Raw genomic sequence first — 13,805 nt, forward strand, 5'->3', positions numbered from 1 at the left:
GTCGATTATCTCGTGCTGCGCGACGCCGAAACCCTGGGCGAGCCGATGCCGGGGCAGAAGCGGCGGCTGATCGCCGCCGTCCGCCTCGGCCAGACCCGGCTGCTCGACAACCTGCCGGTGGCCTGAAGGGCGAGCCCGCCCCGGGGACGGCCTACTTCTTCTTCGGCGGGGTCTTCGTCGGCGGCGTCTGGGCGGCCGGATCCGCCGGATCGGCCACGCCGGTCAGCGACGATGGCGGTGCCGACAGCGGCTGGCGCTCGATCGGCTCGGCTGGAACCGCCTGGGGCGCCGGTTCGGCCTGGGTGATCGGCTTGTCCATCGGGATGCTGTCGTCGCCGCAGGCGGAGAGCAGCAGCAACGGCAGGGCGGCAGCCACCAGGATCAAACGGGTCATGGGCAATTCCTTGGTCGTGATGGGCGGTCTTGGTCGGGCCGCACTCTAGCCATCCGTGGCGGCGGAGGCGAGGGGGCGCGCTGCCGCGCTGGTCGGTATCAGGCGCTCCAGTGCAGGCCGCCGCAGGCCGACAGCGCGACCAGAGCCGAGAAGAACACAGTGGTCATGGCAATGCGCAGCATGGGTCTATCCGACGGCCGGCGCGGAATGCGCCAGGCAGGAGGTTGACCCGCGATTGCGGCGGAAATCGGCCGAACGAAACCGCCGCAGACCGAGGGGCCTGCGGCGATCGTCATCTCACTGATCCGGACGGAGAGATCAGGCGGCGGCCATCAGCTTCTTGGTGGCCTCGACCAGGCCCTTCACCGCGGCGACGGACTTGTCGAAGGCGTCCTTCTCGTCGGCGTTGAACTGGACCTCGACGATCCGCTCCACACCGCCGGCGCCGATCACCACCGGCACGCCGATGTAGAAGTCCTTGACGCCGTATTCGCCGTTCAGATAGGCGGCGCAGGGCAGCACGCGCTTCTTGTCGCGCAGATAGCTCTCGGCCATGGCGATGGCGGCGGAGGCGGGGGCGTAGAAGGCACTGCCGGTCTTCAGCAGGCCGACGATCTCGGCGCCGCCGTCGCGGGTGCGCTGGATGATCTGGTCCAGCTTCTCCTGCGTGGTCCAGCCCATCTTGACCAGGTCGGGCAGCGGGATGCCGGCGACGGTGGAATAGCGGGCCAGCGGCACCATGCTGTCGCCATGGCCGCCCAGCACGAAGGCGGTCACGTCCTCGACCGAGACCTTGAACTCCTCGGCCAGGAAGTAGCGGAACCGCGCGGAGTCGAGCACGCCGGCCATGCCGACCACCTTCTCCGGCTTCAGGCCGGACACCTCGCGCAGCACGCCGACCATGGCGTCCAGCGGGTTGGTGATGCAGATGACGAAGGCGTCGGGGGCGTGCTGCTTGATGCCGGCGCCGACCGCCTGCATCACCTTGGTGTTGGTGCCGATCAGGTCGTCGCGGCTCATGCCCGGCTTGCGCGGCACGCCGGCGGTGACGATCACGACATCCGCGCCGGCGATGGCGGAATAGTCGCTGCCGCCCTTCAGCACGGCGTCGAAGCCTTCGACCGGCGAGGCTTCGGCGATATCCAGCGCCTTGCCCTGCGGCACGCCGTCGACGACGTCGAACAGGGTGATGTCACCGAGCTCCTTGAGCCCGGCGAGAAGGGCGAGGGTGCCGCCGATCTGCCCCGCGCCGATAAGGGCGATCTTGTTGCGCGCCATGACGTGCCATCCTTCCGATGAGCAACAGAAAAGACGGGCCGTGTCCTAGCGCGATTTCGCTGGTGCGGCAAGCCGGGGTCATGCCCGCTGCGGGCACGCCCCGGCCCACCTCAGGCTCAGGCCAGCAGGGCGGCGACCGCCTCGCGCTCCTCGGCCAGCTCGGCCACGGTCTTGTCCAGCATCGACCGGGCGAAATCGTCGATCGCCAGGCCGGTGACGCGCTGGTAGCCGCCATCGGCGCAGATCACCGGGGCACCGCTGACCAGCCCTTCGGGCACGCCGTAGCTGCCATCCGAGGGGATGCCCATCGACACCCAGCGGCCGTCGCTGCCATGCACCCAGTCGCGCATATGGTCGATCGCCGCATTGGCGGCCGAGGCGGCGGAGGAGGACCCGCGGGCCTCGATGATCGCGCTGCCGCGGCGGGCCACGGTCGGGATCAGCGTCTCGCGGTACCAGATCTCGTCGCCGATCACCTCGGGCAGCTTGCGGCCGCCGGTGGTGGCGAAGCGGTAATCGGCGAACATGGTCGGGGAATGGTTGCCCCAGATCACCAGCTTGTCGATCTCGGCGGTGCCGACGCCGGCCTTCGCCGCCAGCTGTGCCAGCGCGCGGTTGTGGTCCAGGCGCACCATCGCGGTGATGTTGCCGGCCGGCAGGTCCGGCGCGCTGTGGGCCGCGATATAGGCGTTGGTGTTGGCCGGGTTGCCGACCACCAGCACCTTGACGCTGCGCTTGGCCGCCTCGTTCAGGGCGCGGCCCTGCACCTTGAAGATCTCGGCATTGGCCGACAGCAGGTCGCGCCGCTCCATGCCCTGCGACCGCGGCCGCGACCCGACCAGGAAGGCGGCGTCGACATCGCGGAAGGCGGTCTTCGGATCATCGGTGACGACGATGCCGGCCAGCAGCGGGAAGGCGCAATCCTCCAGCTCCATAACCACGCCGCGCACGGCCTTCAGGGCCTGCGGCAGGTCGAGCAGTTGCAGCACCACCGGCTGGTCCTTGCCGAACACGTCGCCATTGGCGATGCGGAACAGCAGCGAATAGCAGATCTGGCCGGCGGCGCCGGTGACGGCAACGTGAAGGGCGGATTTCGGCATGAGATGGTCTCCCAGCGAGCCCGGAACGGCTCCGGGCGCAATCTATGGCCGAGGCCGGACGAGGGGAAGGCTAAAGCTCGGGCGCGAAACGGGCGCGCAGCTCATCCGGGATCGGGAAGGACTGGCGCGTCTCCAGATCGAACATCGCGCTCACCGTCTCCGCCGTCGCATGGCAGCGGTCGCCGACGAACAAGGCCTGGGCATAGGTGAAGGACTTGCCGCCCAGCTTCGTCATCCGGGTGCCGATGCGGACGTCGTTCGGCCAGGTCAGCTCGTGCAGGAAGTTCATGGTGATGCGCACCACCACCGCACCGCGGCTCTTGCCCAGCTTGATCCCGGAATCCAGGAAGAAGTGCAGGCGCGCGGTCTCGAAATAGACGCCATAGGCGTTGTTGTTCACATGGCCCAGCGCGTCGGTGTCGGAATAGCGCACGCGCTCGTCCGCCCAATGCGGGTAGGCGGCGGGGTCTGTCGGATCGAAGCTGGTCTCGGTCATCGCGGTCTCCGGGCTGGGCACAGCGCGACATAGCTCCGAATCGGCGGCGGAGGAAAGCCGCGGGTTGTCACGAGACAAGGTTCCGGTCGCGGCGGCGGCGGGCACGTCCTACCCTTGCCGGAAAACAAGGACCACAGGAGGACGCCATGGACCAGGACTGGCTGATCACCGCCGCCGAGACCGCCGCTGACATCCCCGGCCTGCCGGGAGAGCAATTCCTCTACCGCATGCAGCACGGCACCATGAAGACGGGCCTATACGCCCCGCGCGGCACCGACCCGCAGAAGCCGCACACCCGCGACGAGCTGTATGTGGTCTGGCGTGGCACCGGCGTGTTTTTCCGCGGCGGCGAACGCAAACCCTTCGGGCCGGGTGACGTGATCTTCGTTCCGGCGCATATGGAGCACCGGTTCGAGGAGTTCAGCGATGACTTTGCCACATGGGTGATCTTCTGGGGCCCGGAGGGCGGGGAGAAGAAGTAGCACCGGCACGGGCCGAGCCGCGCTGGGGGGCCGATCTCGGCACCGCGCCGGAGGTGCCGCCGCGCCAGGTGGTCGACTCCCTGCGCCTTGCCGCGGAGATGGGGGCGACGGCCGGCCGCTTCGCCCTCGACTGGGCGGCGCTGCAGCCGGAGGGGCGCGGCAAGCTGGATCCCGCGGCCCGGGCCCGGCTCGACCGCCACGTCGATGCGCTGGGCGAGTCCGGGCTGGCGCCCTGGCCGGTGCTGGCGCCGGCACGGCTGCCGCGCGACATCCGGGTGCGCGGCGGCTGGACGGCGCGGGACACGGCCTGGCGCTTCGCCGAATTCGCCTGCCGCGTGGCCGACCGCATCGGCGACCGGATGGCGGCGCTGGTGGTGGATGCCGGCGCGCCCGGCTTCGCCCGGGACGAGGCGGCGTGGCGCGACCGGCCGATCGGCATGGCCGAACCCGCGGCGTTCCGCGCCATCCTGCATCATCTCCTGCTCGGCCGCGGCCTGGCGCTGGCGGCACTGCGCCAGGAAAGCACGCGCTGGCGCCTCGGCGCCGCGCTGGCCTCGCCGCCGCCGGACCCGTGGGACGACAGCCAGGGCTCTGCCGATGCCGTGATCATCGCCGATGCCTTGGGCTGGGACGCGTCGGTGGCGACGCTGCGCGACGGCCGTTACCCCGATCTGGCGGTGGAACGGCTGGGCCGGGTGATCGTCGATGACGACGCGGCGCGCTGCCGGGGCCCGGTCGACCTGCTGCTGCTCGACCACGCCGCGCCGGCCTGGGCCCGGATCGAGACGGATGCGCCGGGTGGTGTCGCGCTGGTCGACCGGCCGCGCGGGGCAGTCTCGCTCGACACCCTCGGCCCCGAGGCGCTGCGCCGGGCGCTGGACCGGATGGGCCGGGACTGGCCGAAATCGCCGGTCCAGTTGACCCTCAGGATCGCGGTCGAGGATCCGCCTGCTGTGGACGGGCGGATCGACGACCGCGCCCGGATCGACCGGCTCGAGGCCTATCTCGACGCCGCCCATGGCGCCTGGTCGGCGGGCGTGCCGCTCGAAACCCTGTTTCTCGGCCCGATGCTGGATGACGGGACGGAACCGCCGGCCGGTCTCGTCGCCTGGCACAATCGGTCCGACGAACCGCAGCCGAAGGCCAGCTGGGGCTGGCTGCAACACCGGATCCGGGGATAGGCCTCGGCGGCCCGGCCAACTGGCCGGGTCCGTCCGCTCGCGGCGGCCCGGCCAATCGGCCGGGTCCGTCCGCTCCTGCGGCACCGGCAGGACTGGCGGAACCTGCAACGCCGCCCAACGTTATTCCTGTGGTCGCGGGGGGAATGCCGCGATGAGATGCGGCACCAATCCGCGACCTGATGGAGTATCAGGTCATGTCAGGGTCCCGTCTGCGCCGGCTGGTTCTGGCCGGCAGCTTGGTTGCCGCCACCATCGGACTTGGCGGCTGCGTTGCATATCCCGTCGGCTATGGCGGCTATGGCTACGGCAACTACGCCTATGCCGAGCCGAACTATTACGGCGGCTATCCCCAGTACTATGGCGGTTATCCGCGCTACTCCGGCGGCTATGGCTATGGTCGCGGCTACGGCTACGGCCGGGGGTATGGCTATGGTCACGGCTATGGCTGGGGCGGCTACGGCCATGGTGGCGGCGGCCGCTGGCGCTAGGCCAGCGGGGTCAGGCGATCCAGCCCAGCGCGATCGCGCCCAGCAGCAGCAGGCCGAACACGATCCGGTAGATCGCGAAGGCGGTGAAGCGGTGCGATTGGATGTAGCCCAGCAGCCATTTCACCGCGATGAAGGCGGTGATGGTGGAAACGACGAAGGCGATGGCCAGCGCGCTCCAATCCTCATGCGGGGCGCCGTCCTTGAACGCCCCGTACAGCTGGTAGGCGCTGGCCGCGTACATGGTCGGGATGCCGACCAGGAAGGCGAATTCGGTGGCGGCGGCGCGATTGCTGGTGCCGACCAGCATGGCGGCGAAGATGGTCGCGCCGGAGCGCGAGGTGCCGGGGAAGACGCCGGCCACGATCTGCGCCAGGCCGACCACGATGGCGACCAGCCAGGTCACGCGGGTGCTGTCGGGCTGTTTCGCCGCCTGCCGTTCCGCCCAGATCATCCAGACGCCGCCGATGACCAGCGCCCAGGCGATCGGGGCCACCTTCTCCGGCAGGGTGAAGCCCAGCTTCTTGACCACCAGCCCGAGCACCGCGGTGATGGCGAAGGCCACCAGCAGCCGGATGCCGTAGCGGCGGTTTTCCGGCTGGCGCCAGCCCAGGATCAGGTCCAGCAGCCGGCGCCAGTAGATCACCGTCACCGCCAGGATCGCACCGGCCTGGATCACGATGTTGAAGGTGTCCGACCGTTCGCCCAGCCAATGCTCGGCGATGATCAGGTGCCCCGTGCTCGAGATCGGCAGGAATTCGGTGATGCCCTCGATCACCCCCAGGATGATCGCGCTCAGATGGTCCAACTCGGTGCTCCGGGATTGATCGAGGCCTGACAGGCTTGTGAACGAGCCGGCCCGCTTTGGGAACCCGGCTTCAGCCCGGGAGGCCGGTTAAAATTTCGTAACCCGGAGTCAGGGCAATTCTGTGGCCGGGAGCGTGCCCGCTGCCGGTCCCGGCAGCGGGGTGGCTCATTCCGCCGGCGACCGCTCGCTGCGATGGACCAGCAGCTGGCGTTCCAGCTCCTTCGAGGTGCGGCTGGCCGGGGCGGTGAAGCGGGCCAGCGCCTGGTAGATCACCGGCACCAGGAACAGCGACAGCACGGTCGAGACCATGACGCCGCCGAAGATCACCACGCCGATCGCCTGGCGGGATTCGGCGCCGGCCCCGGTCGCGATCGCCAGCGGCAGGGCGCCGAGAGCGGTGGCGATCGAGGTCATCAGGATCGGCCGCAGCCGGGTGGTCGCCGCCTCCTGTACTGCTTCCAGCACGCCCAGGCCCTCGTCGCGCAGCTGGTTGGCGAATTCGACGATCAGGATGGCGTTCTTCGCCGTCAGCCCGATCAGCATGACCATGCCGATCTGGGTGTAGATGTTCACGGTCATGCCCAGCAGCGCCACCGATCCCAGCGCGCCGAAGATCGCCAGCGGCACCGTCAGCAGGATGGTGATCGGGTGGATGAAGCTTTCGAACTGCGCCGCCAGCACCAGGAACACGATCAGCAGCGCCGTGCCGAAGGTGATGTACAGCGACGCGCTGCTTTCCAGGAATTCGCGGGTGTCGCCGTCCCAGGACAGCCGGGCCTCGTTCGGCAGGGTGTCGGCGACGGCAGTGCGCACCTCGGTCACCGCATCGCCCAGCGTGGCGCCGTCGGCCAGGCTGGCGGTGAAGGTGATCGCGCGGACCCGGTCGAACCGGCCCAGGCTGGCCGGTCCGGCCACGTCCTGCAGCTTGACCAGGCTGGTCAGCGGCACCAGCGTGCCGCCGGCGGCGCGGACGAAGACGTTCGACAGGTCGCGCGGCGTCTGCCGGTCCTCGGCCCGGGCCTGCAGCACCACGTCGTATTCCTCGCCATCATCCTCGTAGCGGGTGACGGCGACCGACCCGAACATGGTCTCCAGCGTCTCGCCGATGGCGCGGATCGAGATGCCCAGATCGGCGGCGCGGTCGCGGTCGATGGCGACGCGCAGCTCCGGCTTGGTCTCGTCGTAATCGGCCTGCAGATTGCGCAGCACGGGCGACGCGCGCAGCCGGGTGTCCAGCAGGTCGCGCCATTCGGCCAGCTGGTCATAGGTGTTGCCGCCGATGACGAAGCGCACCGGCGCGCCGCTGCCGCGGGCCAGGCCGCTCGGGTTGATGCCGACGGCGCGGATGCCGGGGATGCCGGCCAGCTTGTCCGACAGCTCGCGCACCACGTCCTGCTGCGACCGGGTGCGCTGGTCCCACGGCTTCATCTGGCCGACGATGGTCAGCCGGTTCACCCCGGTCGGGCCCCAGCCGGGCGCCAGGATGGCCAGCATGCGGGTGATGTCCTGGGCCTCGACATAAGGCTTCAGCGCCGCCTCGATCCGGGTCAGCTGGGCGCCGGTGTAGTCGATGCTCGATCCCTCCGGCCCGGTGGCGCTGACCACGACGCGGCCGCGATCCTCGGTCGGCACGAACTCCTGCGGCAGGCCGTTCAGCAGCGCCGCTGCCCCCAGGCTCAGCGCCACCGCGATGGCGCAGACCAGCAGCGGCGCGCCCAGGGCGAAGCGCAGCGCCGCCCGGTAGCCGCTGTTCAGCAGCTCGAAGCCATGCTCGGTCACCCGGTGCAGCCGTGTCTCCTCATTGGCCGGGCGCAGCAGCCGGCTGCACATCGCCGGCGTCAGGGTCAGGGCGATCAGGGCCGAGAACAGGACGGAGGAGGCGACGGTGATGCCGAATTCGGCGAACAGCCGGCCGACGCTGCCCTGCAGGAACGAGATCGGCACGAACACCGCGGTCAGCACCGCCGTGGTGGCGACCACGGCGAAGCCGATCTGGCGCGATCCGAGATAGGCGGCCACCAGCGGCGGTTCGCCGTGCTCGATCCGCCGGCTGATGTTCTCCAGCACGATGATGGCGTCGTCGACCACCAGGCCGATCGCCAGCACCATGGCCAGCAGGGTCAGCACGTTGATCGAATAGCCCAGCGCCGCGAGGATGATGAAGGAGGCGGTGATCGACACCGGCACTGCGACCGCCGGAATCAGCGTCGCCCGCACGCTGCGCAGGAACAGGAAGACGATGCCGACCACCAGCGCCAGGGCGATGCCCAGCGCCAGGAACACCTCCTCGATCGACTTATCGATGAAGACGCTGTCGTCGGACGCGATCTCTATCTGCACATCGGGCGGCAGCGACTGGCGCAGCGTGTCCATGGCGTGGCGCACGCCTTCGGCGACATCCAGGGTGTTGGCGGTGGCCTGCTTGACCACGCCAACGCCGACCGCCGGCCGGCCGTTGACGCGGAAGCCGCTGCGGTCGTCGCGCGCCGCCACCTCGACCCGCGCCACGTCGCCCAGCCGCACCAGGGTCTCGCCGTCGCGGCGCAGCACGATGCGGGCGAATTCGGCCGGCACCGTCAGCCGGGTGTTGGTGCGAACGGTCAGCTCGCGGTCGCTCGATTCGACCCGGCCTGACGGCAGCTCGACATTCTGCGCCTCGAGCGCGCTGCTGACGTCCTGCACCGTGACGCCGCGTGCCGCCATGGCGTTGCGGTCCAGCCAGATCCGCATCGACGGTTCGCGCTCGCCGCCGATCGTTACCTGGGCCACGCCGGCCACGGCCGACAGCGGGTCGACGACATAGCGCTGGGCCATGTCGGACAGCTCCATCGCCGACCGGCCGTCGCTGGTCAGCGTGGCGTAGAGGATCGGGCTGGCGTCGCTGTCGACCTTGCGGATGATCGGGGTGTCGGCGTTGTCGGGCAGCTGGCCGATCACGCGGCCGACCGAATCGCGCACATCGTTGGTCGCGCTCTCGACGTCGCGGTCGACATCGAACTCCATGCGGACGTTGGACCGCCCCTCCTGGCTGGTCGACCGCATGGTGCGGATGCCGGCGACGCCGGACACCCCCTCCTCGATCAGCTGGGTGATCTGGCTTTCGATCACCTGGGCCGACGCGCCCTCATAGGTGGTGCTGATCGACACGATCGGCGGGTCGATGTTCGGGTATTCGCGCACCGTCAGGCGCTGGAAGGCGAAAACGCCCAGCACGACCAGCAGCAGGCTGACGACGACGGCGAAGACCGGGCGGCGGATCGCGGTGTCGGACAGGACCATGTCAGCTGGCCGCCGGCGCCGCGATGGTGCCCTGCACCGTGACCGGCACGCCGTCGCGCAGTCGCTGGGTGCCTTCGGTCACCACGGTGTCGCCGGGCTCCAGCCCCGACAGGATCTGCACCTCGCCATGCATCCGGGTGCCCAGCGTCACCTCGCGCCGCACCGCCCGGTTGTCGTCGACCAGGTAGACAAACTGGCGGGCGCCCTGCGGCACCAGCGCCTGTTCCGGCACCAGCAGCGCATCTGGGGTGACCGACAGCTGCACCCGCACGGTCATGAACATGCCGGGCCGCAGCAGCCCGTCGCTGTTGTCGATCTCGGCCACCGTGTTGACCGACCGGGTCGCCGGGTCGATGCGGGTGCCGACCGAGGTCACGATCGCGGTGAAGCTGCGGTCGGGATAGGCGTCGCTGCGCACCGTCAGGGTCAGGCCGGGCGACAGGCGCGACAGCAGGATCTCGGGCAGGTTGAAATCGACCTTCACCCGGGTCAGGTCGTCCAGGGTGACGATCGGGGTGCCGGGCGACACCAGCGCACCCATGCTGACCTGGCGGATGCCCAGCGTGCCGGCGAAGGGCGCCGCGATCACGCGATCGGCCAGCCGCGCTTTCTGCGCCGCCAGCGTGGCGGTCCGGACGTCGAAATCGGCCTGCAGCGTATCGACCTGGGCCTGGGTGGTGTTTTTCGACTTCGCCAGCGTCTCGGCCCGGTCCAGGGCCTGGCGGGAATTGCGCAGCTCGGCCTGGGCGGAAACCACCATGGCCTCAAGCTCGGCGCTGTCCAGCCGGATGATCGGCGCGCCGGCGGCGACGGTCTGGCCGTCCTCGAAGGTGATGGCGCCGACGATGCCGGTGGTCTTGGCGGTGATCGTCACCGCCTCCCGCGCCCGGGTGGTGCCGACGGCGTCGACCGCCTCGGCCACCGCGCCGCGGCGCACCGGGGCCAGCATCACCGGGGCCGGCGCGGCGCCATGCGGCGCGATCGCGCCATCCGCCGTCCACGGCCCATACAGCCAGATTCCCGCTCCCGCCAAGGCAAGCAGGCCGGTCACGGCCAATTGTTTCCAAACGCGCATGCGTCTCGTGAACCCCCTTCTCTCGCACCGTCCTCGGCGTCTCCGCACCGTACCGGCGCCCCATCCTAGTACCAAAGGCGTGTGTCTGATTGGTGTCCGTTTTGGACTTCGTGTTGACGCCCGTGTCCTTCACGGCACAGACGAAAGATTCCGTCGGGCCGGCGGCGGGTCAATGGAACAGCCCCGGATATCGGGTGTTGATGCCATGGAAATGACGAATTTCTGCCGGGCCCGCTGACGGGTCGACATCAAGGACGGGGCTGGCGCACCACACGCCGGTCGCCACGGGTGGGCGAAATGGGATTGCTCTACAGCGAAGGCGAGGACGTGGTCGATCTCCACGGCCGTCGCATTCTGATCGTCGAGGACGAACAGATCGTCGCACTGGATCTGGAACTGACTCTGCAGCATTGGGGCTGCACCGTGGTCGGTCCGGCCTCGACCGTGTCGCGGGCGGTCGAGATGGCGCGCAGCCAGCCGATCGACGGCGCCATGGTCGACCTCAACCTGGCCGGGGCCGCGGCCTTCGCAGCGGTCGACATCCTGCTGCAGCGCGGCGTGCCGGTGATCCTGGCCACCAGCTATCCCAGGGAAAGCCTGCCCGCGGCCTACCGCAACCTGCCGATCCTGTCCAAGCCCTACGATCCGCGCCGCTTCTCCGGCCTGGTGCAGTCGATCTTCGCGCTGGGCGACGGCAGCATCCACTGATCCGCCACGCCTGAACGCTCAGGGCCTGATGGCCCAGGGCTGGGTCTCGGTCCGCACCGCCTGGCCCGATTCCCGTGCCGCCGCGATCGACAGCGCCAGGTACTGGTCCTGCGCCGCATCGGCGAAACTGTAGATCTCCTCCCCCGTCTCCACGGTGCGCGCCATGCCGGCCAGGCAGGCGGCGACGGCGATCTCGTCGTCGTTCAGCCGGGCGCCCGGGAACGGGTTGCGGTAGATCCACTCCGCCCCGGCCAGGATGCCCTGGTGGCAATAGCCCTGGATGTCGGCGTAATGGCCGGAATCCTGGCGCAGCAGCCGCAGCGTCACCGGCGTGCGATGGTCCTGCAGGAAGCGCAGCTCATCATCCAGGATCTCGCCGCGCTCACCCCGCACCAGCAGCCGTGGCGACCGGATCCAGGACTGGTGCTGGTCGCCGTTGAAGTCGAACACCGCCAGCCGGTCGCCGAAATCCAGCGTGGCGATGGTCTGGTCCGATGTGGCCATGCGCAGCACGTCGGGCGGCCCGGCCCGGGTCGGGCCGGCGATGATCGGGCTCTGGAATCCCTGCGCGACGATCGTGGCGTTCTCGAAGCCGAGGCCGAGATATTTCCGGATCAGGCTGGTGCCGTGATAGGCGTGCGCCACCGAGACATGGGCGTGGCTGGGCGTGCCGATCCGGCCGGCGGCGATCAGGGCCAGGCGGGCGGCGTGGGTCGGCTGCAGGAAATACTGCTCCGCCACCTGGATCACGGCGCCGCCCTGGATCAGGGCCGCCAGACGCAGCAAGCCATCCATGTCCGGCGCCGGCGGCGTTTCCGTCAGCACCGGCATGCCGGCATCGGCCAACTCGGCGATCACCCCGGGCGCGGCCGGCTGCGGCACCGACACCACGGTGAAGCGCGGCCGGGTCAGGCGCAGCAGCGCCTCGGTCGACCGGAAGGTCGGCAGGCCCCATTGCGCCTCGAAGGTGGCGCCGCGGGCCGGGTCGCGCACGACCACGCCGTCGATCCGGAACCGGTCGGGCAGCGCCCGGGCGACGTGCAGGAAGAATTCAGTGCGCCAGCCGGGGCCGACGATGGCGAAATTGCAAGGGCTCACGGGGCGGATCCTCGAGATTCGGGGGCCACGGACTCGGAGGCGGACTCCGATCTCACCCCAGAACCCCAAACGGTGTAAACCGCATCCGACGGGTTGGCGGAGAGAGCGATGGCGAAGCGACCACGGGCGGATCTGGTGCTGGTCGAACGTGGCCTGGCCGAAAGCCGGGCCCGCGCCCAGGCCCTGATCCTGGCCGGGCTGGTCTATGAGGGCACCCGCCGGGTCGACAAGCCGGGCGACGGCATCGCCGTGCCCGAGGCAGTGTCGGTGCGCGGCCGCGACCACCCCTGGGTCAGCCGCGGCGGCCTGAAGCTGGTCAAGGGCCTGGACCATTTCGGCATCGATCCGGCCGGGCTGGTCGGGCTCGACGTCGGCGCTTCGACCGGCGGCTTCACCGATGTCCTGCTCAACCGCGGCGCGGTGAAGGTCTATGCCGTCGATGTCGGCCACGGCCAGCTGGCCTGGTCGCTGCGTCAGGATCCGCGGGTGGTGGTGCTGGAGCGCACCAACGCCCGGCATCTCGACCGGGCACTGATCCCCGACGCGCCGGGCATCGTGGTGTGCGACGCCAGCTTCATCGGGCTGGAGACGGTGCTGCCGGCAGCGCTCGGCCTCGCCGCGCCCGGCGCCTGGCTGGTGGCGCTGATCAAGCCGCAATTCGAGGTCGGACCCGACCGGGTTGGCAAGGGCGGGGTGGTGCGCGATCCCGACCTGCACCGCGAGGTCTGCGACCGCATCGCCGCCTGGCTCGCCGCCCGGCCGGGCTGGCAGGTGCTGGGCGTCACCGTCAGCCCGATCACCGGGCCCGAGGGCAATGTCGAATTCCTGATCGGCGGGCGGCTCGAATCGTTGGTTGGGTTCGCGGTCCGCGAACCCAACCGACAAAACGGCTGCTCAGCGCCCGATCTGCAGCGGCTCCATCGCCGCGACCGGTCCGTCGGCGGCGGCGGCCATGGCGCCGAAGCGCTGCACCACTGGGCCAAGCCCGATCTGGGCCAGCGCATCCGCGCCGAGCGAGGAACTGCCGGACACCAGCCGGCGCAGCGCCTCCAGCGGCGAGGGTGCGTGCGGCAGCCGCAGCACGGTCACCTTGGCGTCGGGGGCCAGCCCGATCGCCTGGCGGGCGATCACCATGGCGGCGTCGAGCCCGCCGAGCTTGTCGACCAGGCCGTTCTTCGCCGCCTCGGTGCCCAGCCAGACCCGTCCCTGGGCGATGGCGTCGACCGCCTTCGGGTCCATGCCGCGGCCCTTGGCCACCAACTGCAGGAAGGCGTCGTAGCCGGCATCGACCCCCGCTTCGAACCGGGGCTTCTCGCTGGCGTCGAACGGCGCGTTGATGGTCCAGATGCCGGCGTTGCGGCCGCGCTGCACCGAGCCCCAGTTGATGCCGACCTTCTTCCACAGCGCCTGCAGCACGGGCT

At 70.0% G+C, this 13,805-nt stretch carries 15 protein-coding genes and 1 pseudogene; 6 read left to right on the forward strand and 10 right to left on the reverse strand.

The annotated features are described in order from the left end of the window. Positions 1–12 precede the first annotated feature (12 nt). Positions 13–126: a hypothetical protein gene (locus tag AC3XYG_RS10280; RefSeq protein ID WP_489139745.1), complete on the forward strand. Its 114-nt coding sequence runs from the start codon at positions 13–15 to the stop codon at positions 124–126. Positions 127–151: 25 nt separating this feature from the next. Here the strand turns inward: AC3XYG_RS10280 and AC3XYG_RS10285 are convergent, their stop codons facing one another. The 5 genes from AC3XYG_RS10285 to AC3XYG_RS10305 form a co-directional block, all read right to left on the reverse strand. Continuing rightward, complete coding sequence (locus AC3XYG_RS10285) at positions 152–394, reverse strand: hypothetical protein (RefSeq protein ID WP_489139732.1); 243 nt, start codon at positions 392–394, stop codon at positions 152–154. A gap of 98 nt (positions 395–492) precedes the next feature. Further along, positions 493–690, reverse strand: a complete 198-nt coding sequence (locus AC3XYG_RS10290) for a hypothetical protein (RefSeq protein ID WP_489139733.1) — start codon at positions 688–690, stop codon at positions 493–495. Positions 691–712: 22 nt separating this feature from the next. Further along, on the reverse strand, positions 713–1,672 hold the full coding sequence (gene mdh, locus AC3XYG_RS10295) for a malate dehydrogenase (RefSeq protein ID WP_489139734.1): 960 nt from the start codon (positions 1,670–1,672) through the stop codon (positions 713–715). 116 nt (positions 1,673–1,788) lie between these two features. After that, entirely contained in the window at positions 1,789–2,772 is a 984-nt protein-coding gene (locus AC3XYG_RS10300; protein WP_489139735.1) for a malate dehydrogenase, read from the reverse strand. A gap of 70 nt (positions 2,773–2,842) precedes the next feature. After that, positions 2,843–3,268 carry an acyl-CoA thioesterase gene (locus AC3XYG_RS10305; RefSeq protein WP_489139736.1) on the reverse strand — a complete coding sequence of 142 codons (426 nt, stop codon included), beginning with the start codon at positions 3,266–3,268 and terminating at the stop codon, positions 2,843–2,845. A gap of 146 nt (positions 3,269–3,414) precedes the next feature. On the opposite strand from AC3XYG_RS10305, the gene AC3XYG_RS10310 reads away from it, so the two are divergent. From AC3XYG_RS10310 to AC3XYG_RS10320, 3 genes are all read left to right on the forward strand, one after another. Next, entirely contained in the window at positions 3,415–3,750 is a 336-nt protein-coding gene (locus tag AC3XYG_RS10310) for a cupin domain-containing protein (protein ID WP_489139737.1), read from the forward strand. Then, entirely contained in the window at positions 3,708–4,931 is a 1,224-nt protein-coding gene (locus AC3XYG_RS10315) for a family 1 glycosylhydrolase (RefSeq protein ID WP_489139738.1), read from the forward strand. The genes AC3XYG_RS10310 and AC3XYG_RS10315 overlap by 43 nt, the downstream gene beginning before the upstream one ends. A 194-nt stretch (positions 4,932–5,125) precedes the next feature. After that, entirely contained in the window at positions 5,126–5,419 is a 294-nt protein-coding gene (locus tag AC3XYG_RS10320) for a hypothetical protein (protein ID WP_489139739.1), read from the forward strand. A 10-nt stretch (positions 5,420–5,429) separates the two neighbouring features. Here the strand turns inward: AC3XYG_RS10320 and AC3XYG_RS10325 are convergent, their stop codons facing one another. The 3 genes from AC3XYG_RS10325 to AC3XYG_RS10335 form a co-directional block, all read right to left on the reverse strand. Continuing rightward, positions 5,430–6,224, reverse strand: coding sequence for an undecaprenyl-diphosphate phosphatase (locus tag AC3XYG_RS10325; protein WP_489139740.1), 795 nt, complete (start codon positions 6,222–6,224; stop codon positions 5,430–5,432). Positions 6,225–6,389: 165 nt separating this feature from the next. Continuing rightward, entirely contained in the window at positions 6,390–9,503 is a 3,114-nt protein-coding gene (locus AC3XYG_RS10330; RefSeq protein ID WP_489139741.1) for an efflux RND transporter permease subunit, read from the reverse strand. Position 9,504: 1 nt separating this feature from the next. Next, on the reverse strand, positions 9,505–10,554 hold the full coding sequence (locus AC3XYG_RS10335; protein WP_489139742.1) for an efflux RND transporter periplasmic adaptor subunit: 1,050 nt from the start codon (positions 10,552–10,554) through the stop codon (positions 9,505–9,507). A gap of 321 nt (positions 10,555–10,875) precedes the next feature. Here AC3XYG_RS10335 and AC3XYG_RS10340 point away from each other — a divergent pair, with 321 nt between their 5' ends. Next, the gene (locus AC3XYG_RS10340; protein WP_489139743.1) at positions 10,876–11,286 is read left to right on the forward strand and encodes a response regulator; all 411 of its coding nucleotides are present in this window, start codon (positions 10,876–10,878) and stop codon (positions 11,284–11,286) included. Between the two features lie 18 nt (positions 11,287–11,304). Here AC3XYG_RS10340 and AC3XYG_RS10345 read toward each other — a convergent pair whose 3' ends face one another. After that, positions 11,305–12,384 (reverse strand): Gfo/Idh/MocA family protein, encoded by a 1,080-nt coding sequence (locus tag AC3XYG_RS10345; RefSeq protein WP_489139744.1) that lies wholly within the window; start codon positions 12,382–12,384, stop codon positions 11,305–11,307. 108 nt (positions 12,385–12,492) lie between these two features. Here AC3XYG_RS10345 and AC3XYG_RS10350 point away from each other — a divergent pair. Continuing rightward, a pseudogene (locus AC3XYG_RS10350) lies at positions 12,493–13,224 on the forward strand (TlyA family RNA methyltransferase); the annotation flags it as partial. 54 nt (positions 13,225–13,278) lie between these two features. Here AC3XYG_RS10350 and AC3XYG_RS10355 read toward each other — a convergent pair. Beyond that, entirely contained in the window at positions 13,279–13,800 is a 522-nt protein-coding gene (locus AC3XYG_RS10355) for a S49 family peptidase (protein ID WP_489139746.1), read from the reverse strand. Positions 13,801–13,805 lie beyond the last annotated feature (5 nt).

This window comes from Inquilinus sp. (assembly GCF_057815775.1).

Coding starts and splice junctions, on each gene's coding strand:
- AC3XYG_RS10285 (WP_489139732.1), bottom strand. CDS start 394: ATGACCCGTTTGATCCTGGTGGCTGCCGCCCTGCCGTTGCTGCTGCTC.
- AC3XYG_RS10290 (WP_489139733.1), bottom strand. CDS start 690: ATGACGATCGCCGCAGGCCCCTCGGTCTGCGGCGGTTTCGTTCGGCCG.
- mdh (WP_489139734.1), bottom strand. CDS start 1,672: ATGGCGCGCAACAAGATCGCCCTTATCGGCGCGGGGCAGATCGGCGGC.
- AC3XYG_RS10300 (WP_489139735.1), bottom strand. CDS start 2,772: ATGCCGAAATCCGCCCTTCACGTTGCCGTCACCGGCGCCGCCGGCCAG.
- AC3XYG_RS10305 (WP_489139736.1), bottom strand. CDS start 3,268: ATGACCGAGACCAGCTTCGATCCGACAGACCCCGCCGCCTACCCGCAT.
- AC3XYG_RS10310 (WP_489139737.1), top strand. CDS start 3,415: ATGGACCAGGACTGGCTGATCACCGCCGCCGAGACCGCCGCTGACATC.
- AC3XYG_RS10315 (WP_489139738.1), top strand. CDS start 3,708: ATGGGTGATCTTCTGGGGCCCGGAGGGCGGGGAGAAGAAGTAGCACCG.
- AC3XYG_RS10320 (WP_489139739.1), top strand. CDS start 5,126: ATGTCAGGGTCCCGTCTGCGCCGGCTGGTTCTGGCCGGCAGCTTGGTT.
- AC3XYG_RS10330 (WP_489139741.1), bottom strand. CDS start 9,503: ATGGTCCTGTCCGACACCGCGATCCGCCGCCCGGTCTTCGCCGTCGTC.
- AC3XYG_RS10340 (WP_489139743.1), top strand. CDS start 10,876: ATGGGATTGCTCTACAGCGAAGGCGAGGACGTGGTCGATCTCCACGGC.